A 25,432-nucleotide genomic window follows, 5' to 3' on the forward strand; every position below is an offset into this window, starting at 1 on the left:
TTTTTTTGAACTAAGCATTATGGTTAACTGTTCGATTACCTTTGAATGCTGCTCTGCGAATAAATGGAATTATCCAGCGGTCAAGACCAAAGCGGCCTGCGTTAAAGCCAGCAAATAAGATAATTGCACCGATGAATAAGTCAGTTGGAATATGAGATACAGTACCAGCTAAGAAGAACGCGAAGTTCATCACTAAACCAAAGAACATTGCTGCAGTAGTTAAGCAGCCAAGAATAAGCCCAAGCCCTACTAAAAATTCACCAACAGGTACGAGTGTATTGAAAATATCTACGTTTGGTAAAGCGAAGTGCTTTAAGAAGTCGACGTACCAGCCGTAAACGATACTGCCATCAGGACCTTTTACTGGATTCGCAATTACTCCTTTTAAAAATCCAGAAGCATCAAACCCGTCTGCTAATTTGTGATATCCAGCTGTGATCCAAGAATATCCGATATATAAGCGAAGAACTGTTAAAATACCAGCGGCAACTTTGTTTTCTCTTAACCAATTGACTAACATTTGAAACACTCCTTTTAAAAATAAGTTTTATATATTGATTACACTGTTAATATATCATTTTTATTTTGAATTGAGAGTAATTTGTTCACTTTTTCACAATTTCGTAAAAAAGATTTGAACAATTTATTAACATGGTCATTTGTTTTTATTAAAATAAAAGTAAAGAATTTTCTGTAAAGTAGGGATGTTATGCAACAAGCCGTTGATTTAGAAACATTTCCGTATCCATTTAAGGGAGAAGTGTATCGATACTCTAACAACTCCGTCCCGTTGGATTGTCCAAGCGGCATCGAAATTACACCGAGTTACATAAATGAAATGAACCTAAAGCGGGGTCTTCTTAAAGAGCATCCTGAACGATGTTATCAGTCACTGCCTCATACACTTCGCGGACAGTGGGAAATCCTTGAAATGATAATGAGTCATCTAGCAGCCTATTATCCAGATAAATTTTCACTTGATAAACAAAATGATGAATGGACGTTTCATAATAAAATTTTTCAAGAAAAGCATAGCTTTATTTTGGGTGATGAAACTACATTACCATATGAGCCGCTAGATTTTATTGGAAGACATGTGCAAGAAGACCTGATTTTCATAATGCAGCGAGATGGGGATTTATTTTTAGATTCCGGTCAATTATGCTTTCCCGCTAATTGGTCACTGGCCTTTGATTTAGGGATGAGCTTTAGAGAAATTCATCATCCGATTCCTGGCTTTAAGGAGGAAGGATTAGATGAGCGAATCCTGCAGTTTTTGTTGCAGTTGGAAGCGGGAAATCCATGGTGGCGGAAAAACTGGTCGTTAATGGCCGGGAATCGTCTCGATACTTCACTAGAAACCTTTGATGTTTGGGGAAAAGGCCGAAAAGAGGTAACATTGGAGAACGCTGGAGAATTCGTCCATTTACGAGTGGAGGTACAGAAACTATTCCGTTTGCCGCGATCAGAGGGCATCCTGTTTACCATTCATACCCATCTTATTTCATTAGAAAAATTTGCTTCAAAAACGGAATGGGCTGAGCAATTTTACCATATTCTCTGTGAGCTGCCAGATAATATTGTGGATTATAAAGGCCTTTCTCGTTTCAAGAATCAAGTACTCGAATACTTGAAGGACCGGCTGGAAAGCAGAGGAGTTTTATGATGCAGAAAGCTTTGTTTGTTTCTGGAAAAAGAAAATATTTATTTTATGCGGATCAGAACGGGATGGAGATTTTACAACCAGTTATCGATTTGGCAATTGAAAAGAATGCAGCCTATGAGATCTACAGCGAAGAACAATCGTTTTTTGAATGGTTGAATAGGCAGAAGATGGGGTGTTACCTATACATTGCAGCGAAATGGGATAAACTGTATTCTCTGAAAAAGCTCACTGAAGAGGCTGGCTTTTCAGAGGGAGAAGCACAGTACATTGGTTATGGTGAGCGATTGGTCAATGTGTTTTGCTGCAGGTGCCATGGGATTTCAAAGGTAATTTTGCAGGGAAATCTTGAAAGCGTTTGCAATGATTGTGATTTGCAGCTTGAGGTTTCCGATCATTATTCTTCACTGAAAAATGCCTATCTTGGCTATGTGGCAAAACTTTAGAGGGGGGATTGAATGGATAAGGAAAAAACAATACCTGTAGTGGTAAAAGAAATTCATCAGGAGACCCTGAATGTAAAAAGCTTTACACTAGCCCATATCGATGGGGAGGAACTGCCGGCTTTTAGCGGAGGATCCCATATCACTACATATATTGAGGGTAGCTTTGGCTTACTCGAGAGGCATTATTCCTTAACAAGCCATCCAGATAATCGGTTGTTCTACCAAATTGCCATTCATCTTAGTGATATCTCAGCAGGCGGTTCTTCTTATTGGCATCACCAGGTAAAAGTCGGGGACAGGCTGCGTATTAGTTATCCCAAAAATCATTTTCCATTGAGCTTCAAGGCAAAACATCATGTTTTTTATGCGGCAGGGATTGGCATCACACCCTTTTTATCAATGATAGCTGACCTGGATGATTCCTTCGAACTGCATTACGCGGCAAAATCAAAGGAGCTTTGTGCATTCTTCGACTTTTTGCAGCAAAATTACCCACGGCAATGTAAGTTTTATTTTTCACAGGGAGTAGGGGCAGAGCGACTTAGTGTTGATTCGCTTTTGGAACATAAGATTGGAAGCCATGTATATTTTTGCGGACCTGAGGCCTTTATATCTAGTTTTACAGACTTTGCCCTCCAAAATGGTTACCCGCGTTCGAGTGTTCATTACGAACGGTTTACACCACCGCGGCCTAAAAAGGCTAATTGTTTTCAGGCTCAAGTTTCAAACGGGAAGACTGTAAAGGTTTTAAAAGAAAAGACCCTGTTGGATGCGCTGCTTGAAGCAGGGATCAAGGCTCCATATTCTTGCCGAGTAGGCCGATGCGGGACGTGTGAGCTGAAGGTGGTTGAAGGCGAAGTTGATCACTACGATTCCTTTTTAAGCGAAAAACAAAGAAATGCCCAAAATGTGATTTTATCCTGTGTTTCTCGAGCAAAGTCAGAGAAATTGGTGATTGAAATTAAATAAAGGCTATTTTCTCATAAATTGTTGTTTTTCGTATTAGCTTATCAACCCGTATAACTAGAAACGTCGTGGCATCTTTTCGTAAACACTTTTGCGAAAATTGCCTACTAACTAAGTAAATGAACCTTATTAGGTTCGAAAAACAACAAAGTTTACGAAAAGAGCCTTAATAAAAAAATCACATTATTCCATAACGAAATAGTGTGATTTTTTTAGATTCTAGCCTAAATATTTTTCAATTGGACTCCAATAATTCGCTCCCCAGCCTGCTGCAAGATGCTGGCCTTCCGCTTCAGGGAAACCAACATGGTCAAAAACCAACTTAGTCTTTGAACCTTGCTCTTTAAGTTCGAACTTAGCAATTGAATATAAGCCTTCTGGCCAGTTCTTTACACGCCATGCTTGAACGACGCGCACACCCGGAACAAGTTCAATGTTTCTGCCTAAAATCATCCCGCCGAAACAAGAGAACGTACCGCCAGCCTCTGCGTTAATATCTGTTGGTGCTCCACCTGTAACTTCACTGAACTGTTTAGAGTCAGTCAAAATTTCATAAATTCGTTCAGAAGATGCATTGAATTCCACTTCTTGATGAATGGTATTTCCCATTATTAAATTCCCCCAATTTTATTCTTTTAAATTAATGCATGGCCAGTTCGGTCCATGGATCTATGCCAGGGTCTCTGCCTTCAGCAAATTCCTTAATTCGCGGCATGTAGTGAGACCAGCCTTGCTGATGTGACGGGATTTCTGAGGCCGGCAAGTCGTAATGTGTTAAGACTAGGTTTGTTCCATTTTCTTTAGGAGTTAAACGGAACTCAACTTTACTTGATCCCGGAGGAACAATTTTTGATTTTTCCCAGCCCCAGGACATGACGATTTTTTCATAAGGTACAATTTCCACATATTCTCCCATGGCAATATCGCTGCCATTGACATCTATCCGATACTTTCCGCCAATCTTTGGCTCAAGCAGGATTTGTCTGCCCATCCAGCGGACCATTTTATCAGCATCGGTAAAAAACGAAAATAAAGTCTCCGGACGTGCTTCAATAAAGATTTCTTTTACGATGGTATCACTGTTTGTTTGTGTCATTTTTTCTCCTTTCTTCCTCTTCGGCAGCTTCTTTCAGGCGGAGTAAACTATCATCCCAAAAACGGTCAATGTATTGCTTTAATTCAGCAAATCCATCCCTTCTGATACCATAGTACCGTTTTGTTCCGTCTCTCCGGACGACTACAAGGCCGGATTGTTCGAGAACTTTGAGATGCTGTGAAACTGCGGGAGCCGATATTTCAAAATGTGAGGCTATCGCGCTGGAGGTAAGCTCTCCATCACGAACGAGATAAAGAATATCTCTGCGTCTAGGTTCTGCTAATGCATGAAGGACTTTTTCAATCATGATGTTATTTTAGTCTATACTTAATTAAGTGTCAACTTAATTAGTTATTTTTCATATTAGTATCATTTGGAAAATACGTATAAAATATAAATCAAATTTTTTCTAAAAATTACTTGATAAAACTAATATCATTAGTTAAAATAAAACTAATGATATTAGTTAAAGGGGGATGGGCAATAATGAGAATGATTAAAAAGGGGTTTTTGTATCAAGTAACGTTTATGGCCAAAGTATTTCCAGTGAACTGTTATTTGGTAGAGGAAGAGGACGGCTTGACTTTGGTGGATGCAGCGCTTGGATTTTGTGCAAAAGGGATTTTGCAGGCTGCTGAAAGAATTGGAAAGCCGATTACGAAAATCGTGTTGACCCATGCACATGAGGATCATGTCGGGGCCTTAGATTTAATAAAAGAAACCCTCCCCGAAGTACCTGTTTATATTTCAGTGCGAGATAACAAATTAATGAACGGTGACCGTTCACTCGATCAGGATGAAGACCAAACGCCCATTAAAGGCGGAGTTCCTAAAAAGTTAAAAACAAGAGCCACTATTGTTTTGAGTGAAGGCGACCAAGTCGGATCTTTAACCGCAATTGCCTCACCTGGCCATACACCAGGTTCTATGGCCTTTTTAGACAACCGCACTAAAGCGTTAATTGCTGGTGATGCCTTTCAAACCAGAGGCGGAATCGCAGTGGCAGGGGATATAAAGCCATGGTTCCCTTTTCCGGCGTTTGGTACATGGAGTAAGAAAACATCTTTAAAGAGTGCGAAGAAATTAGTGGGGGTTGAACCTAGTCTGCTTGCGGTAGGACACGGAGAGATGGTGGAGAATCCTGTAAGGATAATGGAACAAGCAATTAACAGTTTTGAGCAGAAATTGAAGTAAAGGAGCATTGATGATGTCACCCAGACCTAAAATTGGACTCGATTTAACGTACATTCTAGAAGCAGCAGGGGAGCTCGCTGATCAATACGGTATGCAGGAGGTAACTTTGGCGAACCTGGCAAAAAAACTCAATATTCGCCCGCCATCATTGTACAATCACTTTGATGGCCTAGGAGGTTTACGCAAGAAGTTAGCCATTTATGGAATTGAAAAACTTTACAAAGAATTAGCCGATGCAGCTATTGGGGTGTCAGGCATCGATGCAGTCCTTGTTCTAAGTAAGGCTTATGTCCATTTTGCCAGGCAGCATCCTGGTATTTATGAAGCTACTTTAATGGCACCAGATCCGGAAGACACGGAAGTCCAGCAAGCTGGGGCGAAAATCGTTGAGCTAACAGTAAGGGTCTTACAGGCATTTGAGCTGAATGGAGACCAGGCTTTACATGCCGTAAGAGGCCTTCGTAGTATATTACACGGATTTTCGTCTTTAGAGCAAAAGGGCGGTTTTAAAATGGCGTTAGATTTGGATGAGAGCTTGTTTTTGGTAATCAGTGCGTTCTTAAAAGGGATGACTGCCTAAAAAGAAGAAGGACAATTCATAAAGGGACTTTTTGGAGATAGGATAGCGGGATAAGCTTTGATATAATGAGAGAAACATTACATTAAGGAATGATTATATTGCTTAAAAAAGAGAAATTGGGTTTGATACTAGACGTAGAGACAACTGGTTTAGGACCAACAACTGATGAAGTAATTGAACTCGCGTTAAAACTCTTTTCATATCGAACGGATACCGGTGAGATCATCGAAATTATTGAGGAGGACTCCTTTTTAAGAGAGCCTCTTAAGAATACAGCTCTGAGAAATTATGACCGTGCCTATAGAGTCCATGGAATTCCTTACGAGATGGTCAAGGGGAAGAGCTTCCAAGATGGAAAAATCAAAACCTACTTCCATCGCGCTGATTCTGTTTTTGCTCATAACGCTTCCTTCGACCGCAGCTTTTTATTCCACATGTATCCGGAAGTCAATGATTTGAAGTGGTATTGCACAATGAGAAATGTCCCTTGGAAAAGCTACGGTTTCCCAAATGGCAAACTCCTGACTCTTTTGGAAGCTCATGAAATCACAAACTATCAGACACATAGAGCAATGGATGATATTACATACCTAATGGAGCTACTAAAAAAATCCAGCCCAAATGGGAATCTCTATTTGCAAGAAGTGCTTGATTCTGGTCCGATGAGAAAATACCAGCCTGCATCATCACGTACTAAAATGGGGTAAAAGCTTCTTGGAATGGTAGACTTCCGCATGAGGTGCTCATGAGGACAAAAATCACTTTAGAAAAGTAAAAATGTCCTCATGGAGCGTTCATGAGGACAAATACTAGTGGTAGAAAAGCGAAAGCTGTCCTCATAGCGCGTTCATGAGGACAAAAACCAGCGTAGAAAAGCGAAAGCTGTCCTCATAGCGCGTTCATGAGGACAAAAAACAGTGTAGAAAAGCGAAAACTGTCCTCATAGAATTTAGTGTCCGTGCTCCGTGGACAAAAAGGCGGATTTGTCCACGGACGGTGCCTGACACCCCACTAAAAACCCATTAATACCCCACTATTTCAATGCCCCAATATACTTCGATTGCGGCCGAAAGATGGTGTTGTTTTCTGCTTGTTCTAGGATGTGCGCGGTCCAGCCGACCATGCGGCTTGCGGTGAAGGTTGGGGTGAATAGGTCTGTATCCATGTTGATGGCTTTCATGATGGCAGCCGCATAGAACTCTACGTTTGTGTACAGAGAACGGCCGGGCTTCAAATCATCGAGTACTCTTATGGCAATTTCTTCTACTTTCATTGCTAAATCAAGCCACGCATCTTCACCAACTAGTTCCAGCAGTTTTGTCTTTAAAGCGATGGCTCTTGGATCACGGGTTTTATAAACCCTATGGCCAAACCCCATCAATTTTTCCCCGCGCATAACTTTCTCTCTAATTACTTTTTCGGCATCCCCGGCAAGGGCAATCTCATTAAGCAGATCAATTACTCCTGATGGCGCCCCGCCATGAAGCGGTCCTTTCATCGTACCGATGGCAGATGTCACCCCAGACACCATATCTGATTCAGTAGATACTGTAACCCTGGCTGAAAAGGTAGACGCATTCATCCCATGCTCAAGTGTCAGGATCATATACGTTTCAAGAGCCTCCACATGTGCCTCCAGTGGAACCTCTCCAGTAAGCATATAAAGGTAATTTGAAACATGGTCTAAATCATCCCGAGGATGCGTAAACAATCGGCCATCTATTTGACTTTTCCGATAGGCAATAATGGTGGGAACAAGGGAAGTTAGCCGAATCGCCTGTGAAATGGTCGCCATCTCCCCGTATTCGGGATTACCCCCTTCAGTAGAAATTACCGTCCGAATTACACTCATCATATCCATGCTTGGCGGGAGCAAATCAATAATTTTTATCATATACTCCGGCAGCTCACGATTACGATTCAACTCGTCTTTCAACCCCTGTAGTTGTCCCGCATCAGGCAAATAACCATACCAGAGAAGATATACAACCTCTTCAAAAGAAAAGCTTTTTGTTAGTTCTCTAATTTCATATCCCCGATAAATTAATTGACCGTTTTCTCCGTCCACATGACCGATCAATGTTTCCGCAGCGACAATTCCTTTTAACCCCTTTTGAACTTTCATAAAACTCGCTCCTTTCCTTATTTAGTATTATTTTATAGAATAAACATGATTAAGAGTATTGAATATTATTAAACTAATTGATTAATAAAATTAATCAGAGGTGGAGAAATGGAATTTGACTGGCTTAACACTTTTATAACAGCTGCCGAGTGCGGAAATTTTCGAAGAGCATCAGAAATCCTGTATATCTCACAGCCCTCCGTAACCGTCCATATTAAGCAACTGGAAAAAGAGCTAGGGATACATTTGTTTGATCGGGAGGGCAAAAGGATAAAGCTGACGGAAGCGGGGAAGAGGTATTTGGTTCACGCTAAGCGATTGCTGGAGGTTTATCAAGGCGGGCTGGAGGATTTACACTCCTTTACTCAGGGGTATACATCTCAATTAACACTAGCCATTTCACCGCTGATTGCAGATACCATCCTGCCATATGTTTTAAAAAGCTATACGAAGCAGCATCCGGAAGTAGAGATTACAATCAAAATAATTGAATCTACCGAAATTGAACAGGCAGTTTTTAAAGAAGAAGTTGACCTTGGCCTGTCATGTCTTAGTACCACAAACCAAGATTTAATTTGTGAACTATTATATAAAGATAGTGTCATATTTGTTGCCCCACACGATGGCAGGGATGCTGAAACAGCCCCGCCGTTAGATGAGGAGGAGGTTTTAGCTTCGAACTATTTATTAACCCATAATCATCCAGGCTACTGGGATCGTCTTTCAAGGGAGGTAAAAAGTAAATATCCATATGTACGAATGATGAAGGTATCACAAGTCCATATAACAAAACGTTTTATTATAGAGGGTTTGGGTGTTTCATTCCTGCCGACGTCCACGGTCAGAAGGGAATTGTTAGAGGGAAGTTTGTTGGAAGTGGATTGCCATACTATTCATTTGCCTGAAGCAAACACGTATGCGATCATGAAATATGATCATTCAAAACAAAAAGAATTTCTAAAATTCATCTCAAACTATCGACTATAAAGTTCATAAAAACAAAGAACGGCTCTCTCGAAAAAAATCGACAGAGCCGTTTTTCCCTATGTAGGAAAATTAATGTTGTTTGCCTTCAGTGAAAATTTGGAAGTTAACACCGAACTTGTCAGTTACAATGCCATAAGCCGGGCTAAAGAAAGTTTCCTGAAGAGGCATGTTCACTTGACCACCATCTTGTAGTGCATCGAAAAATTTACGGGATTTCTCAGCATCATTAGTAGAAACACAGATGGTTACTTGATTTCCTCTTTGATGTTCTTGTCCTGGGAAGGCATCAGAGAACATCATCTCGCTCTCACCAATTTTGATTGTAGCATGACTCACAAGTTCCTTAGCTTCCGCTGGAAGTGTAAATTCCGGATTTTCCGGCATATCTCCGAAAGATTGGCTGAAAAGAACTTGCGCCTCCAATGCGTTTTGATAAAACTGGATGGCTTCCTTTGCGTTTCCGTTCATTACTAAATAGGGAATCAATTTTACTGTCATGATAAATCTCTCCTTGGCCCAAATGTATTTTTTCTTACTATGCTCGATAACATAGTGATTAGGCAGCCTGATTAATAGCAGGCCCACATCTCATTATTACCGATATTTCAATTATAAAACAAAGAACGTTTGTTCGTAAATAAAATTTTGGCTAAAAAGGAAAATTTTTTTAAAAAAGAGCAGTGTGTAAATAGTTACGCACATGCTCGGTATTTTCCCCATTAAAGAGCGGCTATATATCTATCAATAATAATTTTTCGATGGTGGATTTCGTGTCCGGCAATGATGAAGGCGACAGCCTGGGCAGTGACTTCTGTGTTATTGGCAAATCCTACATTGGCCCACGCTGAATCCGGCATATTCTCAATCAGGGTAATTGTTGCTTTTCTTGTTGCAATAAAGTCCTCAAGGATATTTTTAACAGGGAGTCTGTTGATTTGTGAACCTGAAACATAATCATTTTCCTCAAAGCCAGCTAAAGCTGTTTGATCCCCGCGGCCAATTCGCAGCAATCGATAGCTCATAATTCTTTCCGTATCTGTCATATGACCGAGAACTTCTTTGATACTCCATTTTCCAGAGGCATAGCGAAATTCTGCATCTACTTCCGAAATATTTTCAAAAAGCTCCGTAACCTTTACAAGATTTTCTTTTAAAAGTGTCGATAAATCTCCTTCAGGAACTGAATTTACATAAGGAACATAATACTCAGGATACTCACTTGAATTTGGACGTTGAAGCATCATCATTCTCTCCCCTCTAATTTCACAATTACACCTCAATCCTACCATAATTTTCATGCAAATTGAATTAATGGAATCATTGCTAAAAAAGGATACCTGATTAGGGTATCCCCAACTCTTAAATATGTACTTCACTGATTAATGCATGCGTGTTGTCCTCTGAATCTTTAAAAAACGTCATCCATGTCTCCGTTTGGCCCATTTTTACCACAATATGAGGTTCATCAATAAAGGCAACCCCATTTTCCTGCAATTTTTCGTAGCTTTCTTTGATATTTTCCACCTGGAAATAAATCACCGAACTTGGATGGGCAAATTGCTTGTTTTCCGGCAGACTGAGCAGGATGCGTAAGCCATTGCATTCAAAAAAGGCCATCGTATCCATGCTAAATAATAAGGGCAGCTCTAACAAATTTTTATAAAAGTGTACCGCCCTTTCTACATCCATAACAGGTACCCCAATTTGTCCCACACTTTGAATTTTCGTCATCTGGAATTCTCCCTATATAATAATTTATCTATCTCATTTTATTCTAAATTGTTCCATTTTTCGAAAAATAAGCAGAAATTCAGAAGGTATATTTTCTCAAAAAATGATAAATAATATTCTTCCAATTTGTGTATATTAAAAAGAAAAAAGGAATGTCCTTAGATGAAACATAATAAGATGTTAATGCTCATTTTACTGATATTACCATGGCTGACCGTGCCTTTTTTAGGTACGCGGACGTTTAAACGCTTTTATCCAGGTGCCCTTTTCATGGGGGCATGGGTAACAGTTGAAAGTATTTTAGCTAAAAAAAGAGTCTGGTGGCGGTTCACCGAGAAACTGATTCCAGGTGTAATGGGAGAAATTCCTTTTATAGTTGGACCCTTCTTTGTGGGGACATTATGGATTTTCAAATTGACCTTTGGTAACTTTTTTCGCTATTTAATAGTGAATCTAATAACAGATGTCCTTTTTACATTTTTTGGGATGCGTTTTTTACGCAAACTCGGAATAGTATCTCTCGTTCGAATGAAGCATTACCAAATGAGCCTTTTATTTATGGCAAAATCAGTATTAATGTACGTGTTCCAAAACTCGATTGAAAAATTACGAAAAAAACCTAAATCGCTTTTACAAAGGATATTTTCATAAATAACAACACCGCAAGTTAAATCAGTTAACTTGTGGTGTTTTATTTTTAAAGGAGATTCTCATCCATAATCAACTGTGCATACGATGAATAGACAAATAGATAATGTAACAGGGGGGAGAATGTTGAATTTCTTCTTGGTGGGAATTGTTTATTGGCTATTGATCGGCGCATCCATATTGCTGTTTATATGGGGACTTCTGAAAAAATCCTGGAAAGCCTTTTTGTGGAGCGGAATTGCCCTTTTATTACCAAGCATAGCCATGTTTGCAGGTGATGCAGAGGGATTGTTTAGATGGATTGGAGTCCTTTCTTTAATTTTGTTCGGATTAGCTTACTGGACGAAAAAATAAATTGCTAGCTTTTCGAAAAGATGCTAATATTTTATTAATTATTCTTTCATAAAATAGGATTGTTACTGTTCAATCAGGCAAAACCTAAGACTAATGTACTTATCATTAGTTTTAGGTTTTTTTTATTAAATTTTCCTAAAAAAAGGTGATTGAGATGAAAATCGCAAAGGTAATTAATAACAATGTGATTAGTATCCTGGACAGTCAAAATAAAGAGTTAGTTATCATGGGCAGGGGGATTGCTTTTCAAAAAAGGCCAGGTGACTTGGTGGATGAGTCTAAGATTGAAAAGATTTTTAAATTAGAAAATAAGGATGTCTCCGAAAAATTTAAAACATTATTATACGACATTCCTTTAGAATACATGGATATTTCAGAAAGAATCATCTCCTACGCGAAAGAAAAGCTTGGAAAAAAATTAAATGATAGCATTTATGTATCATTAACGGATCATATAAATTTTGCAATCGAGAGAAATAAAAAAGGTTTATTAATCTCAAATGCCTTGCTCTGGGAAATTAAAAGAATTTATAGTGAAGAATTTGCCATTGGTTTAAAGGCGATCAAAAAGATTGAAGAAGTGATTGGGATTACACTTCCCGAAGACGAAGCCGGCTTTATTGCTATGCATATTGTCAATGCTGAGCTAAATGAAGAAATGCCGAACGTCGTCAATATCACCAAGCTCATCCATGATATCTTAAACATTGTTAAATATCATTTTAAAATTGAGATTGATGAGGAATCATTGAATTATTTTCGTTTTCTGACTCATTTAAAGTTTTTTGCCCAGCGGCTGTTTAGTGAAAGCAATTTGGACAGCCCTGATGATTATCTTTATGATATGGTGAAGCAGAAGTATAAAGAAGCCTTTCTTTGTACGAAAAAGATTGAGGATTATATTGAAAAAACTCATAAATATCATCTAACCAAGGAAGAAATGGCCTATTTAACGATTCATATTGAAAGAGTTGTAAATAGAAGCTAGATAATTTTTTAAAAAAGAAAGCGTTGACAGATTATGAAAGCGCATGCTATTCTCTATTTACAAATTAATATTAATTTATTAGGATTGTTACTGATCATGCAGGCAAAACCTAAATTGTAATGTCATAGTTTTTATGGCTTGCAATTTAGGTTTTTTTTATTCCCATTGCAGAGTGATTTCGTAAGAAATGGCCATATCTTACGAATATCTTCACTGCAAAAACTAAATATTATTTGATAACAGGATTGTTACTGGTAAGGCAGGCAAAACCTGAGCAACTCGAGTTCCGTTAATTATTGCGGGCTCCTGCAGCTCAGGTTATTTTTTTACAAAAAATGGGGAGGCTAACTCAATGGATTTCAACAAAACAGCAAAAAGCATTCTTGAGCTTGTCGGTGGCGAAGAAAATGTCCAGCATGTGATTCACTGTATGACAAGATTACGTTTTAACCTTCATGATAACAAAAAAGTAGATCGTAAAAAATTAGAAAAAGTTCCTGGTGTCATGGGCACAAATGTCAGTGGTGACCAATTCCAGGTTATTATCGGAAACGACGTTCCGAAAGTATATAACGCTATCTTAGAAAACAGTTCCATTAAATCAGACGGCAATAGCAAGAAGTCTGGAAAAAGCAAAAACCCGCTAAGTGCAGTTTTTGATGTAATCTCCGGCACATTCACGCCAATCCTGCCAGCGATCGCCGGTGCAGGTATGATCAAAGGATTATTAGCCATCGCACTTTCTATGGGCTGGATCTCAGATAAAAGCCAAGTATACACAATCTTAAACGCCATTGGCGATGGAGCATTTTATTTCTTGCCAATTTTGCTGGCAGTCAGCGCAGCAAGAAAATTCGGCAGCAACGTTTATGTTGCAGCGACAATTGGGGCAGCGCTTTTACACCCAACCTTAACAGCTTTATTGAGTACAGGTAAACCGATTTCTTTCCTTGGATTGCCAGTAACTGCGGTTACGTATTCTTCAACAGTTATCCCAATATTATTAGCTATCTGGATTGCCGCTTATGTTGAAAAATGGATTGATCGTATCATTCCAAGTATGTTTAAACTGATTCTAGTTCCAACCCTTACAATGTTGATTGTTGTGCCAGTTACATTAATTGCAGTAGGACCATTAGGTTCTATCATTGGAGGCTGGCTATCAGCTGGTGTAGGAGCATTATTTGATCACGCAGGAATTTTTGCAGGTTTCATCTTAGGCGGAACTTTTTCATTGATTATTATGACAGGTATGCACTATGCATTCCTTCCAATTGTAATGAACAATCTTTCAACAAAAGGCTACGATGTTATATTGCCTTCCATGTTCTCGGCTAATATGGGGCAGGCAGGAGCGACTTTTGCGGTTGCATTACGTTCTAAAAACAAGTCATTCAAATCATTGGCCATGACAACTAGTATTACCGCCTTAATGGGTATCACAGAACCAGCGATGTATGGTGTGAACATGCGCTTGAAAAAGCCATTTATTGGTGCCTTAGTGGGTGGAGCAGTTGGTGGAGCTTATTACAGTGCAGTTGGAGTAAAATACTTTATTCTCGGTGGTAATGTAGGGTTGCCAGGGATCGCTTCTTTTATTGGTGACACCTTTGTATTGGCAGTAATAGGTTTACCAATTGCCTTTGTTGCTGGAGCTATCGCCGCTTTCATTATGGGCTTTGAAGATGTAGAAAGTGAAGAAGAGCAAGATTCACCAGTTTCTGAAATAGTAGAAGATACTAAATCTGATGTAATCGTAGCTGCTGAAAAATTATACAGTCCTATAAAAGGTGAAGTGAAGCCTTTAAGCGAAGTGAATGATGCCACTTTTTCAAGCGGGATCATGGGTAAAGGCTTTGCCATTCAGCCGGAAGAAGGGAAAGTAGTTTCTCCTGTAACCGGTAAAGTAACGACTATTTTTAAAACGAAACATGCGATTGGCATCACAAGTGATAATGGCGCGGAAATTCTCATCCACGTTGGAATTGATACTGTAAAGCTTAACGGTAAACATTTCACAGCACACGTTGAAGATGGAGCGTTTGTTGAAATGGGTCAAACACTTGTAACCTTTGATATGGATGCAATTAAGGCAGAAGGCTATGACTTAATCACACCTGTATTAATTACAAACCCAGACCGTTATCAATCTATCAGCCCTGTAAAAGAAGGCAAAGTAAATACCCGCGATGCGTTTATCGCATTACAGTAGGCTAATTATAAAGGGGGATACACTTTAATCCCCCTACATATTTTTGAAAAAATAATTTTTGAGGTGAAAGCAATGAATAGCAAAAGATTCCCAGAAGGATTTTTATGGGGCGGTGCCACGGCTGCCAACCAAATGGAAGGCGGATTTTATGAAGGCAATAAAGGATTAAATATCGCAGATGTACTTCCTGGTGGTAAGGAACGTCTTCAAATATTGCAATCTCCAGGTTTTAATTTTGAAATTGAAAACGATAAATACTTCTATCCAAATCATGAAGGCATTGACTTCTACCACCGTTATAAGGAAGATATTGCCTTATTTGCTGAAATGGGCTTTAAAGCTTTCAGGATGTCAATTGCCTGGACAAGGATTTTCCCTAATGGTGATGAACTTGAACCTAATGAAGAAGGCTTAGCATTTTATGACCGTGTATTTGATGAATTGCACAAGCAAGGCATTGAACCGGTTGTGACCATCTCCCACTATGAAATGCCTGTTCACCTTGTCAAAGAATATGGAGGCTGGAGAAATCGCCAGGTAGTTACTTTCTTTGAACGATACGTAAATGCTATTTTTAATCGCTACAAAGATAAAGTGAAATATTGGATGACCTTTAATGAAATTAATAGTGGATTAGTCATGCCAATTATGGGGCTAGGATTTGCGATTCATAAGGAAGAAGACAAATATCAGCCAACATTCCAAGCTTTCCATCACCAGTTTGTGGCTAGCGCACTTGCGGTTAAAGCTTGTCATAAAATCATTCCAGATTCCAAAATTGGCTGTATGATTCTCTTCGCACCGGTTTACTCTTATGATTCCAATCCGGAAAGCGTCATGTATGCCCATCAAGAAGAACGTTTCTTCAATTTCTTCTGTGGAGATGTACAGGTACGCGGTGAATATCCGACCTTTATTAAAAGCTTCTTTAAGAAGCATAATATTGAATTGAAGATACAAGAAGGCGACCTGGAAGTAATTAAAGAGGGTACTGTTGATTATATTGGTTTCAGCTATTACATGTCTCGGACTGAGAAAAAAGTAAAGACAGCTGAGGAAGCAGCCCAAGGTAATATTATTGGCGGAGTGAAAAACCCATTCTTAAAGGCGAGTGACTGGGGCTGGGAAATTGACCCGACTGGGTTACGCATTAGCTTAAACAAGTTTTATGACAGATATGAGCTTCCGCTGTTTGTAGTTGAAAATGGATTAGGGGCCTATGACAAGGTGGAGGAAGACGGTTCCATCAATGACGACTACCGTATCGATTATTTACGTGAGCACATCAAGGCAATGGGAGATGCGATTGAAGATGGAGTCGACCTAATGGGCTATACAAGCTGGGGCTGTATCGATCTTGTCAGCGCCTCAACAGGTGAAATGTCGAAGCGTTATGGCTTCATCTATGTCGACAGGAACGATGATGGCAGCGGTACATTAGAACGAAGCAAGAAAAAGTCCTTCTTCTGGTATAAAGATGTGATTTCAACGAATGGGGAAAAATTAGACTAATAATAGAAGGAACTCATAATTTTGCTTATGAGTTCCTATATTTTTGACTAATCTAGAAACTATTATTTGGGGAAATTTGAGGAGGAATTCAAATGAAAAATAGACGGTTTCCTGAAGGTTTTTTATGGGGCGGAGCAACAGCGGCCAATCAATTAGAAGGTGCTTATAATGAAGGCGGCAAAGGATTATCGATTTTTGATATGGTTACATTTATCCCTAAAGAAGAGCGCAAAAACGACATTGAGATGGATGTCAGAAGTGAAGAAGAATTAGAAGCATTACTAGCAGGAAAAGAAGGAGATAACTTCCCAAAACGCCGTGGGATTGACTTTTATCACCGTTATCAAGAAGATATTGCTCTATTTGCTGAAATGGGCTTTAAAACTTTCCGCATGTCTATTTCCTGGCCGCGCATTTTTCCTAACGGGGATGAATTGGTGCCGAATGAAGAGGGACTTATTTTCTATGACAAAGTGTTCGATGAATTATTAAAGTATGGAATTGAGCCCTTGGTCACTTTATCTCACTATGAAATGCCGCTTCACTTGGTTCAAAAATATAATGGCTGGACCGACCGCCGCTTAGTAGAATACTTTGTTCATTATGCGAAAACTGTATTTAATCGTTATAAAGGCAAGGTAAAATATTGGTTAACGTTTAATGAAATTAATATATCAACCGTTTCACCGTATATTGGCGGCGGGATTCTTTTGGACCGTGTCAAGCATAAGGAACAAGCTGTTTATCAAGCACTTCACCATCAATTTGTGGCAAGTGCACGGGCGGTGAAGGCGTGTCATGAAATCATTCCAGAGGCCATGATCGGCTGTATGCTGGCGCGTATGGAAGTATATCCGGAAACATGCAGTCCAGATGATGTGTTAGCGGCATTAGAAGAAGATCAAAAGAATCTATTCTTCACGGACGTTCAAGTACGCGGCTGTTATCCAAGCTATATGTTAAGCTATTTTGAAAACAATAATATCAAAATTGAGATGTTACCTGGTGATGAAGAAATCCTGCTGCAGCATCCAGTAGACTTCTTATCATTTAGCTACTATATGACAATGGTGACAAGTGGTAACAAAGATCGTTTAAAAGAAAAAGGAAACTTTTTCAGTGGAATTAAAAATCCTTATTTAGAAGCATCTGATTGGGGCTGGCAAATTGACCCTAAAGGATTACGGATTACATTGAAGAAAATGTACGATCGCTATCAAGTGCCATTATTTATCGTAGAAAATGGATTAGGAGCCTACGATAAGGTAGAGGAAGATGGCTCAATAAATGATGATTATCGGATTGATTATTTACGGGCCCATATTGAACAAATGGGAGAAGCTATCAAGGATGGAGTAGAAGTAATGGGCTACACAAGCTGGGGCTGTATTGATTTAATTAGTGCAAGCACCTCAGAAATGTCTAAACGTTATGGATTTATTTATGTAGATCAGGATGACTATGGTAATGGTACATTAGCTAGAAGCAAGAAAAAATCCTTCTACTGGTATAAAGATGTCATCGCCTCAAATGGAGAACAATTATAATTTGAAAAGAGCCTGCTAATGCGGCAGGCTCTTTGCTTATTGCAGGTTAGGAAAACGACTTTAACCCTATCACACCAATGATTATCAAGATAACACTAATAACACGTCCCATGCTCTTTGATTCTCCAAAAAGTACCATATTAACTGCAACCGCTCCAGCCGTTCCAATTCCTATCCATACTGCATAGGCGATACTTACCTGTAAATAGTGGAAAGATGCATATAAGAAACCAAACGATGCCCCAAATCCCCCAATATAGAGGATTCCATTGCGAATGGATTCCCGTTTACTATATAATTTTAGCCCGGCTGCACCGATAATCTCGCATGCTGCCGCTAAAACAACCAATACCCAGCCCATATCAGACCGTTCCCTTTAAAGCTTCTTTTTCCTGTTGATTGTCTGCTAGGTTTAAGCCAATTACACCTAAGATAATAACAACAACAAATAGAAGTTTCGCTCCACTAAATTGTTCACCAAAAAGGAAGACATCCATTAATACCGTTCCAATGGTTCCTACTCCTGAAAAAATAGCATAAACAGTGCCAGTTGGGAGGCTTTGGCAAGCTTTGGGCAGAAAATGAAAATCGGTTAAAATAATTCCAATAATGATTGCCCACTGCCACCAGCTTTCGGCAACATTGAAGCCATATACCCACATTAATTCAAACATACAAGTTAAAGCTACATATATCCATGCTTTATTCAATAAAACCCACCTCTTAAGTACTATCTTCTTCATGTTAATTTATTTTGAAGTTAATCTATTTTAGAATACCATATCTATCTAAAAAAATAATTTCAATCTGGTATAAAGCGTGATTTACATCACAAAAGACCTATATTTTTACGATTATAATTATGGGAATAAGAAATACATTAAAAAGGAGAGTGAAGTAAATTGGAATACGCATTTAAAACTCTTTATAGTGAAATTGGCGGACAAGAAACAATCGATAAGCTTGTCGATGCTTTTTATCCACGTGTATATGCTGATCCGGAATTAAGACCGTTATTTGAAGGGGATATGGAAGAAATCAAGCGAAAGCAGCGGATGTTCCTGCCGCAATTCTTAGGGGGACCGGCTCTTTACAGCCAGGAATTTGGCCCGCCGGCGATGCGAGAACGTCATTTGCCATTTGAGGTGACTCCTAGAAGGGCACAATGCTGGCTTCGCTGTATGAAGGAAGCCTTTGAGGAAATCAGTCTTGATCAAAATCCAGCCGGATTAGCTTTTTATGATCGCTTAACCCAAGTAGCCGGAATTATGGTGAATAGTCCGGATAAATGAAACATGTTCAGATTAACTGGGCATGTTTTTTTAATGGAAGGGGAGTAATTAGAATTTTGTAGAATGTCCGTTGAATTTTGTAGAATGCCCTTTGAATTTTGTAGAATACTCCATTGAATTTGTAGAATGCCTTTGAAATTGTAGAATTTCCTCTGAAATTTGTAGAATACTCCATTGAATTTGTAGAATGCCTTTGAAATTGTAGAATTTCCTCTGAAATTTGTAGAATGTCCCATCAATTTTGTAGAAACCCCCATTAATATTGTAGAATCCCTTCTGAAATTTGAAGAATATCCTCTCACTGTTCCGCAAAAACGGAATTTTCCCGATTTCCGGAATTCGTAAACTAACATTTTTTCCGCAAAAACGGAATCCCCCCCCCGCAAATTCTCTAAAAAGCTTAATTTTCAAATTATTATAAAAATGGCACGGAACTTGCAATGAAATTATAGTGCAAGGGGAATTTTCGTAAAGGAGGATTAAAATTTTTTGTAACCGCTTTCTATAAAAACGAACAAGGGGGATTTTCATGGATTTAATCGTTATACTCTTAGCCTTAGGCCTATTAATGTTTGTTGCCTACAGAGGTTTTTCCGTAATCTTATTTGCACCAATCTGCGCACTATTTGCGGTTTTATTAACTGAACCAAGTTATGTATTGCCATTCTTTTCGAATGTTTTTATGGAGAAGATGGTCGGCTTTATTAAAAACTATTTTCCTGTCTTTTTATTAGGGGCTATTTTTGGAAAGGTTGTTGAAATGTCAGGGCTTGCAGAGTCCATCGCCAAAACAATCGTGAAGCTGATAGGTGCAAAGCGTGCCATCTTAACGATCGTGTTGTTAGGAGCGATTTTAACGTATAGCGGCGTAAGTTTGTTCGTTGTCGTGTTTGCCGTTTTCCCGTTTGCTGCCCATCTTTTCAGGGAAGCAAATATTCCAAAACGGTTGATTCCAGGAACGATTGCATTAGGTTCCTTTACGTTTACAATGGATGCTTTGCCGGGTACGCCGCAAATTCAAAACGTTATTCCGATTGCTTTCTTTAAAACGGATATTTATGCCGCACCAATGTTAGGGATCATTGGCGGAGTATTCGTCTTGATCCTTGGACTTTTATACTTAGAATCCAGAAGGAAAAAGGCCGAAAAAGCTGGAGAGGGCTATTTCGGATTTGGTACTGAAATGGCATCTGCTGCTGAAAAGCTCACTAAAAAAGAGGAACCAAAAGCCAACTTCTCGACGGAGCAGTCAGCAGCAAGACAAATTTTAGCGTTTGTTCCGCTTATTCTTGTAGGAGTTATGAACAAAGTTTTTGTCACAAATATACCGAAATGGTATCCAAATGGATTTGATTTTTCCCAGATTGGCTTAAAAGCTTTTGGTGTTGTTGATGTTGGGGCGGTAGCGGCGATTTGGGCAGTTGAAATGGCATTAGTGGTTGGAATTATTTCTACTATTTTATTTGACTGGAAGCGAGTCACACAAAACTTTAAAGAGGGACTGAACACAAGCATCGGTGGTTCCTTGCTTGCTACGATGAATACGGGTGCTGAATATGGCTTCGGCGGTGTCATTGCGGCATTGCCAGGTTTTACAGCCATCAGTGACGGGATTTCGAATACCTTTACAAACCCGCTCGTTAATGGTGCTGTTACTACCTCCACCCTTGCAGGGATCACTGGATCTGCCTCAGGGGGAATGGGAATTGCCCTAAGTGCGATGGCTGAAAAATATAATCAAGCAATCGCAGCAGCCAATATTCCGCCTGAAGTTATGCACCGAGTTATTTCGATGGCATCCGGCGGTATGGATACCCTTCCGCACAACGGAGCGGTTATTACATTACTTGCTGTAACGGGACTTACCCATCGTCAGTCCTATCGTGATATTTTTGCCGTTACGATTATCAAAACACTGGCAGTATTCTTTATCATTGCTGTCTATTCATTAACAGGCATTGTCTAAATCAAAATGCTTTCGAAATAAGCGGCCGCTTGTTTCGAAAGTTTAAATCTATAACTGTGTTAAACTTGTCTGTTGATATCCGCTCCAGGCGCTTCGCTTTCCGCGGGCGTGCCGGGGAGCCTCCTCGGCGCTTTACGCCTGTGGGGTCTCCCCAGCCCCGTACTCCCGCAGGAGTCTTCGCGCCTTCCACTCCAATCAACAGAGTGTCAATATCAACAATAACCTTTAACACAGCCAGTTCTATAAAAGGGGGATAACGGAATGAGTAAGGGAAAAGTAATCGATTCATTTGAAAAAGCCATCGACGATATTCATGACGGAGCCACCATCATTGTAGGCGGGTTCGGTCTTTGCGGTATACCGGAAAAGGCAATTTTAGCTTTAAGAGATAAAGGAGTTAAGGACCTGACCATTGTCAGCAATAACTGTGGTGTCGACGATTGGGGCCTCGGCCTATTACTAGCCAATAAGCAAATTAAAAAAATGATTTCTTCCTATGTAGGGGAAAACAAGATTTTCGAACGACAATTTTTAAGCGGTGAATTAGAGGTGGAGCTTGTGCCCCAAGGTACACTCGCTGAACGTATCCGTGCAGGAGGTGCCGGCATCCCAGGGTTTTATACGGCTACAGGAGTCGGAACACCGATTGCGGATGGAAAGGAACTTAAAGAATTTGACGGCAAAACCTATCTTCTTGAAAAAGCGATTGTTGGTGACTTTGCATTAGTGAAGGCTGGGAAAGGGGATCTGTTAGGGAATTTAGTGTATCACAAAACGGCAAGAAATTTTAACCCGCTGGCTGCAATGGCTGGAAAGATAACAATTGCAGAGGTAGAAGAAATCGTCGGTGCTGGTGAACTCAATCCTGACCACATTCATACCCCAAGCATTTATGTCCAACGTGTACTGGCAGGGGAATTATACGAAAAGAGAATTGAAAGAAGGACGGTTATTCAAGCATAGAGAGGAGAATCATTTATGGATGTTCGCCATAAAATTATTAGACGGGCAGTGCAGGAAATTGAGGATGGCATGAATGTTAATTTGGGTATTGGGATGCCGACACTGCTGGCCAATGAAATCCCGCCGGAATACAGTGTTTTACTGCAATCAGAAAATGGCTTATTAGGTATAGGACCCTATCCGGACGAGGAACATGTCGATCCCGATTTAATCAACGCAGGAAAAGAAACAGTAACTGCTGTACAGGGGGCCTCTTACTTTGAAAGTGCCGAATCCTTTGCGATGATCCGCGGCGGCCATATAGATTTAGCCATTCTTGGCGGCATGGAGGTATCAGAAAATGGGGACCTTGCCAATTGGATGATACCAGGGAAAATGATAAAAGGCATGGGCGGGGCCATGGATCTTGTTAACGGGGCGAAGCGGGTAGTTGTGATTATGGAACATGTAAATAAATACGGTGAATCGAAAATAAAAAAGGAATGTACACTTCCTTTGACTGGTCAAAAAGTTGTCCATCGCCTTATTACCGAGTTAGCCGTATTTGATTTCAATAAAGAACGAATGGTGTTAACGGAATTGCAGGAAGGAACCACCATAAAAGAAGTGCAGGAAAAAACGGAAGCAATTTTTAGTGTAAGCCCGCAGCTTATGTCAAACCAACAATAAACAGGGAGAGTGCACGAAATGGGGAAGCAATTAGAGGGAAAAACCGCCTTTATAACCGGTTCTGCAAGCGGCATTGGGCTGGAAATTGCAAAAGCTTTTGCGCAAGAAGGAGCAAAAGTGGTAATTTCAGATTTGAATAAGGAATCATGTCATAAAGTAGCAGATGAGTTGAACAATCAAGGATTTAATGCCCTATCTGCACCTTGTGATGTGACAGATGAGGAGGCCTATAAAAATAGTATCGATAAAGCCTGCCAATCTTTTGGTAGTATCGATATTTTAATCAATAATGCTGGGCTTCAATACGTTTCACCTATCGAGGAATTCCCAACAGAAAAATTTAAGCTGTTGGTGGATGTAATGCTGACGGCGCCATTTATCGGCATTAAAAATGTTTTTCCGCTCATGAAGAAACAGGGCTATGGAAGAATCATCAATATGGCTTCCATAAACGGGCTGATTGGCTTTGCTGGTAAGGCGGCCTATAACAGTGCGAAACACGGAGTGATCGGCTTAACAAAAGTGGCAGCATTAGAAGGGGCTGAATATGGAATAACTGTCAATGCCCTTTGTCCTGGCTATGTCGATACGCCGCTCGTTCAGAACCAGCTGCAGGACCTGGCGAAAACAAGAAATGTCCCGTTTGAGAGGGTCATTGAAGAAGTCATTTATCCGTTGGTTCCGCAAAAAAGGCTATTATCCGTTTCGGAAATTGCCGACTATGCTGTCTTTTTAGCAAGTGAAAAAGCAAGGGGAGTTACCGGGCAAGCCGTGGCACTTGATGGAGGATATACTGTTCAATAGAAGAACCTATACTGGGTTCTTTTCTTATGGCTATTTTCGCAAAAATTGTTGTTTTTCGTATAAGGTTATCAACCCGCATAACTAGTAGCTTCGGGGCATCTTTTCGTAAGAACATTTGCGAAAATTGCCCAGAAACTTAGTAAATGAACCTAATTAAGTTCCAAAAGCAACAAAGTTTACGAAAAGAGCCTTTCTTATTTTTTGAAAGTTTCTGGAAAGTCTTTTGCTATAATAGAATTAACACTATCAAAAAGGTGAGAATGTGAATGAAGGTAGGAATTGAGCAAATTCCCTATAACTGGCTTGAGGAAGTTATTAATCTTGCAGCGGAACGGATTGTCATTGTTGATAGTCAGGGGATTATCAAATATATAAATACCGCCTATTGTGAATTTATTGGAACTACGGTAGAAAATGCGATTGGAAGACATGTTAATGAAGTAATTGAAAATACCCGCATGCATATCGTCGCGAAAACAGGTCAGGCTGAATTGGCGGCTGTTCAACGGATTAATGGAAGTGAAATGATCGCGAACCGCTTCCCGCTTGTCGTCGAAGGGGAACTAGTCGGGGCACTTGGAACGGTGATGTTTCGCAACCCCGAGGAATGGCGGCAATACCAGTCCAAAATCCAGTCACTTGTAGAAGAACTGAAATATTATAAGAATCGATTCGAAAAAGAAAGTAAATATAACTTTGATAATCTAATCGGCAGCAGTCCTGCATTTTTAGCTTCAAAAAGACTTGCTGAAAGAATATCCAGCAGTCATTCATCCGTTTTATTACTAGGAGAATCAGGTACGGGCAAGGAATTGTTTGCGCATGCCATCCATAATGGCAGCAGCCGCTCCGCCTTTCCATTTGTTCCAATAAATTGTGCTTCGATTCCAGAGCACCTGCTAGAATCAGAATTATTCGGATATGAAGATGGGGCATTTACTGGGGCGAAAAAAGGCGGAAGAAAGGGAAAATTTCAGGCAGCCCACCATGGGACGATTTTTCTTGATGAAATCGGTGATATGCCTCTTTCGATGCAAAGTAAGCTTCTTCGCGTACTGCAGGAAAAAGAAGTCCAGAGAATAGGCGGACAAAAATCCATTCCGGTTGATGTACGGGTGATTGCCGCTACCCATAGAGATTTGGACAAAATGGTACAGGAAGGAACATTCCGGCAGGATTTATATTATCGATTAAATGTGATAAAAATCGAAATTCCACCGCTGAAAAAGCGAACGGAAGATATCCCGTTCATTTCTGAAAGCTTGTTAACAAAGCTTGGAAGGAGATTCCACCGGCAAAGCACAAAACTGTCTGCAGATGTAATCGCTAGACTGCAAAAGCATAAGTGGCCTGGTAATATCCGTGAGTTAGAGAATGTCTTGGAGCGGGCCATCAATGTTTTAGATGGAGAAACAATTGAGATACATCATCTCCCGCTTTATCTCCGCGACCTTGAAGTGGATCACTATATCCAGCCACAACAAAAGCCCGATATTCCAGTAAGGCCATTGAAGGAAACACTAGCCTTAGTTGAAAAACAAGCGATTCTCCATGCCTTAGGAGTTACAGAAGGTAATAAGTTAGAGGCAGCAAAACTCTTAGAAATTGGTAAAACAAGCTTTTATGAAAAATGCAAATTGTACAATATATAGGAAAGGCTCCTTACTCAATGTAAGGAGCCTTTCTTCT

30 protein-coding genes are annotated in these 25,432 nt (G+C 39.9%); 19 read left to right on the forward strand and 11 right to left on the reverse strand.

The genetic code is table 11. The annotated features are described in order from the left end of the window. Nucleotides 1–10 precede the first annotated feature (10 nt). Nucleotides 11–520 carry a DoxX family membrane protein gene (locus AC59HZ_RS14360; RefSeq protein ID WP_496546486.1) on the reverse strand — a complete coding sequence of 170 codons (510 nt, stop codon included), beginning with the start codon at nt 518–520 and terminating at the stop codon, nt 11–13. A 189-nt stretch (nt 521–709) separates the two neighbouring features. On the opposite strand from AC59HZ_RS14360, the gene AC59HZ_RS14365 reads away from it, so the two are divergent. From AC59HZ_RS14365 to AC59HZ_RS14375, 3 genes are read left to right on the forward strand one after another with little or no spacing between them, the layout of a single operon-like run. Then, the gene (locus AC59HZ_RS14365; protein WP_496546487.1) at nt 710–1,666 is read left to right on the forward strand and encodes a heme-dependent oxidative N-demethylase family protein; all 957 of its coding nucleotides are present in this window, start codon (nt 710–712) and stop codon (nt 1,664–1,666) included. Further along, nucleotides 1,663–2,109, forward strand: a complete 447-nt coding sequence (locus AC59HZ_RS14370; RefSeq protein WP_496546488.1) for a hypothetical protein — start codon at nt 1,663–1,665, stop codon at nt 2,107–2,109. The genes AC59HZ_RS14365 and AC59HZ_RS14370 overlap by 4 nt, the downstream gene beginning before the upstream one ends. A gap of 12 nt (nt 2,110–2,121) precedes the next feature. Then, nucleotides 2,122–3,078, forward strand: a complete 957-nt coding sequence (locus AC59HZ_RS14375; protein ID WP_496546489.1) for a PDR/VanB family oxidoreductase — start codon at nt 2,122–2,124, stop codon at nt 3,076–3,078. A 216-nt stretch (nt 3,079–3,294) separates the two neighbouring features. On the opposite strand, the gene AC59HZ_RS14380 is transcribed toward AC59HZ_RS14375, so the two are convergent. Genes AC59HZ_RS14380 through AC59HZ_RS14390 form a run of 3 tightly spaced genes read right to left on the reverse strand, consistent with a single transcriptional unit; the run spans nt 3,295 to nt 4,478 of the window. Then, nucleotides 3,295–3,684, reverse strand: coding sequence for an SRPBCC family protein (locus AC59HZ_RS14380; protein WP_496546490.1), 390 nt, complete (start codon nt 3,682–3,684; stop codon nt 3,295–3,297). Nucleotides 3,685–3,715: 31 nt separating this feature from the next. After that, nucleotides 3,716–4,171, reverse strand: coding sequence for an SRPBCC family protein (locus AC59HZ_RS14385; protein ID WP_496546491.1), 456 nt, complete (start codon nt 4,169–4,171; stop codon nt 3,716–3,718). After that, a complete protein-coding gene (locus AC59HZ_RS14390; protein WP_430064325.1) occupies nt 4,152–4,478 on the reverse strand; it encodes an ArsR/SmtB family transcription factor in 327 nt (108 codons plus the stop codon). Before AC59HZ_RS14390 ends, AC59HZ_RS14385 begins: the two co-directional genes overlap by 20 nt. 179 nt (nt 4,479–4,657) lie before the next feature. Here AC59HZ_RS14390 and AC59HZ_RS14395 point away from each other — a divergent pair, with 179 nt between their 5' ends. The 3 genes from AC59HZ_RS14395 to AC59HZ_RS14405 all read left to right on the forward strand — a co-directional run bounded on the left by AC59HZ_RS14395 (nt 4,658) and on the right by AC59HZ_RS14405 (nt 6,652). Next, entirely contained in the window at nt 4,658–5,365 is a 708-nt protein-coding gene (locus tag AC59HZ_RS14395; RefSeq protein ID WP_496546492.1) for an MBL fold metallo-hydrolase, read from the forward strand. A gap of 13 nt (nt 5,366–5,378) precedes the next feature. Next, nucleotides 5,379–5,945, forward strand: a complete 567-nt coding sequence (locus AC59HZ_RS14400; RefSeq protein ID WP_496546601.1) for a TetR/AcrR family transcriptional regulator — start codon at nt 5,379–5,381, stop codon at nt 5,943–5,945. 89 nt (nt 5,946–6,034) lie between these two features. Then, nucleotides 6,035–6,652 carry an exonuclease domain-containing protein gene (locus tag AC59HZ_RS14405; protein ID WP_496546493.1) on the forward strand — a complete coding sequence of 206 codons (618 nt, stop codon included), beginning with the start codon at nt 6,035–6,037 and terminating at the stop codon, nt 6,650–6,652. A gap of 326 nt (nt 6,653–6,978) precedes the next feature. Here AC59HZ_RS14405 and AC59HZ_RS14410 read toward each other — a convergent pair whose 3' ends face one another. After that, nucleotides 6,979–8,070, reverse strand: a complete 1,092-nt coding sequence (locus AC59HZ_RS14410; RefSeq protein WP_496546494.1) for a citrate synthase/methylcitrate synthase — start codon at nt 8,068–8,070, stop codon at nt 6,979–6,981. A 108-nt stretch (nt 8,071–8,178) separates the two neighbouring features. Here AC59HZ_RS14410 and AC59HZ_RS14415 point away from each other — a divergent pair, with 108 nt between their 5' ends. Further along, entirely contained in the window at nt 8,179–9,057 is an 879-nt protein-coding gene (locus tag AC59HZ_RS14415; protein ID WP_496546495.1) for a LysR family transcriptional regulator, read from the forward strand. Nucleotides 9,058–9,126: 69 nt separating this feature from the next. On the opposite strand, the gene AC59HZ_RS14420 is transcribed toward AC59HZ_RS14415, so the two are convergent. From AC59HZ_RS14420 to AC59HZ_RS14430, 3 genes are all read right to left on the reverse strand, one after another. Next, complete coding sequence (locus AC59HZ_RS14420; RefSeq protein ID WP_496546496.1) at nt 9,127–9,555, reverse strand: VOC family protein; 429 nt, start codon at nt 9,553–9,555, stop codon at nt 9,127–9,129. A 221-nt stretch (nt 9,556–9,776) separates the two neighbouring features. Continuing rightward, a complete protein-coding gene (locus AC59HZ_RS14425; RefSeq protein WP_496546497.1) occupies nt 9,777–10,304 on the reverse strand; it encodes a DinB family protein in 528 nt (175 codons plus the stop codon). Between the two features lie 112 nt (nt 10,305–10,416). After that, nucleotides 10,417–10,788 (reverse strand): VOC family protein, encoded by a 372-nt coding sequence (locus AC59HZ_RS14430; RefSeq protein WP_496546498.1) that lies wholly within the window; start codon nt 10,786–10,788, stop codon nt 10,417–10,419. Between the two features lie 162 nt (nt 10,789–10,950). On the opposite strand from AC59HZ_RS14430, the gene AC59HZ_RS14435 reads away from it, so the two are divergent. The 6 genes from AC59HZ_RS14435 (at nt 10,951) to AC59HZ_RS14460 (ending at nt 18,049) form a co-directional block, all read left to right on the forward strand. Further along, nucleotides 10,951–11,439: a hypothetical protein gene (locus AC59HZ_RS14435; RefSeq protein WP_496546499.1), complete on the forward strand. Its 489-nt coding sequence runs from the start codon at nt 10,951–10,953 to the stop codon at nt 11,437–11,439. An 84-nt stretch (nt 11,440–11,523) separates the two neighbouring features. Further along, on the forward strand, nt 11,524–11,790 hold the full coding sequence (locus AC59HZ_RS14440) for a hypothetical protein (protein WP_496546500.1): 267 nt from the start codon (nt 11,524–11,526) through the stop codon (nt 11,788–11,790). A gap of 154 nt (nt 11,791–11,944) precedes the next feature. Continuing rightward, complete coding sequence (licT, locus tag AC59HZ_RS14445) at nt 11,945–12,778, forward strand: BglG family transcription antiterminator LicT (protein ID WP_496546501.1); 834 nt, start codon at nt 11,945–11,947, stop codon at nt 12,776–12,778. A 352-nt stretch (nt 12,779–13,130) separates the two neighbouring features. Then, nucleotides 13,131–14,990, forward strand: coding sequence for a beta-glucoside-specific PTS transporter subunit IIABC (locus tag AC59HZ_RS14450; protein ID WP_496546502.1), 1,860 nt, complete (start codon nt 13,131–13,133; stop codon nt 14,988–14,990). Between the two features lie 72 nt (nt 14,991–15,062). Beyond that, nucleotides 15,063–16,502 (forward strand): glycoside hydrolase family 1 protein, encoded by a 1,440-nt coding sequence (locus AC59HZ_RS14455; protein ID WP_496546503.1) that lies wholly within the window; start codon nt 15,063–15,065, stop codon nt 16,500–16,502. 92 nt (nt 16,503–16,594) lie between these two features. Next, the gene (locus AC59HZ_RS14460; protein ID WP_496546504.1) at nt 16,595–18,049 is read left to right on the forward strand and encodes a glycoside hydrolase family 1 protein; all 1,455 of its coding nucleotides are present in this window, start codon (nt 16,595–16,597) and stop codon (nt 18,047–18,049) included. A gap of 46 nt (nt 18,050–18,095) precedes the next feature. Here AC59HZ_RS14460 and AC59HZ_RS14465 read toward each other — a convergent pair whose 3' ends face one another. Next, nucleotides 18,096–18,410 carry a DMT family transporter gene (locus tag AC59HZ_RS14465; protein WP_496546505.1) on the reverse strand — a complete coding sequence of 105 codons (315 nt, stop codon included), beginning with the start codon at nt 18,408–18,410 and terminating at the stop codon, nt 18,096–18,098. A gap of 1 nt (nt 18,411) precedes the next feature. Then, nucleotides 18,412–18,792 (reverse strand): DMT family transporter, encoded by a 381-nt coding sequence (locus AC59HZ_RS14470; RefSeq protein ID WP_496546506.1) that lies wholly within the window; start codon nt 18,790–18,792, stop codon nt 18,412–18,414. A gap of 159 nt (nt 18,793–18,951) precedes the next feature. Between AC59HZ_RS14470 and AC59HZ_RS14475 the strand changes: the two genes are divergently transcribed. Both AC59HZ_RS14475 and AC59HZ_RS14480 read left to right on the forward strand, forming a co-directional pair. Then, nucleotides 18,952–19,341 (forward strand): globin domain-containing protein, encoded by a 390-nt coding sequence (locus AC59HZ_RS14475; RefSeq protein WP_496546507.1) that lies wholly within the window; start codon nt 18,952–18,954, stop codon nt 19,339–19,341. Between the two features lie 529 nt (nt 19,342–19,870). Further along, nucleotides 19,871–21,307 (forward strand): GntP family permease, encoded by a 1,437-nt coding sequence (locus AC59HZ_RS14480; protein WP_496546508.1) that lies wholly within the window; start codon nt 19,871–19,873, stop codon nt 21,305–21,307. A 1-nt stretch (nt 21,308) separates the two neighbouring features. Here the strand turns inward: AC59HZ_RS14480 and AC59HZ_RS14485 are convergent, their stop codons facing one another. Next, a complete protein-coding gene (locus AC59HZ_RS14485) occupies nt 21,309–21,596 on the reverse strand; it encodes a hypothetical protein (protein ID WP_496546509.1) in 288 nt (95 codons plus the stop codon). Between AC59HZ_RS14485 and AC59HZ_RS14490 the strand changes: the two genes are divergently transcribed. The 4 genes from AC59HZ_RS14490 to AC59HZ_RS14505 all read left to right on the forward strand — a co-directional run bounded on the left by AC59HZ_RS14490 (nt 21,569) and on the right by AC59HZ_RS14505 (nt 25,395). Further along, the gene (locus AC59HZ_RS14490; protein ID WP_496546510.1) at nt 21,569–22,270 is read left to right on the forward strand and encodes a CoA transferase subunit A; all 702 of its coding nucleotides are present in this window, start codon (nt 21,569–21,571) and stop codon (nt 22,268–22,270) included. The two genes, AC59HZ_RS14485 and AC59HZ_RS14490, sit on opposite strands and share 28 nt — an antisense overlap. Before the next feature lie 15 nt (nt 22,271–22,285). Then, the gene (locus AC59HZ_RS14495) at nt 22,286–22,939 is read left to right on the forward strand and encodes a 3-oxoacid CoA-transferase subunit B (protein ID WP_496546511.1); all 654 of its coding nucleotides are present in this window, start codon (nt 22,286–22,288) and stop codon (nt 22,937–22,939) included. Between the two features lie 18 nt (nt 22,940–22,957). After that, complete coding sequence (locus AC59HZ_RS14500; RefSeq protein WP_496546512.1) at nt 22,958–23,743, forward strand: 3-hydroxybutyrate dehydrogenase; 786 nt, start codon at nt 22,958–22,960, stop codon at nt 23,741–23,743. Nucleotides 23,744–24,009: 266 nt separating this feature from the next. Further along, nucleotides 24,010–25,395 (forward strand): sigma-54 interaction domain-containing protein, encoded by a 1,386-nt coding sequence (locus AC59HZ_RS14505; protein ID WP_496546513.1) that lies wholly within the window; start codon nt 24,010–24,012, stop codon nt 25,393–25,395. The last annotated feature ends 37 nt before the right edge of the window (nt 25,396–25,432 follow it).

The organism is Neobacillus sp. DZ-9 (genome assembly GCF_059587065.1).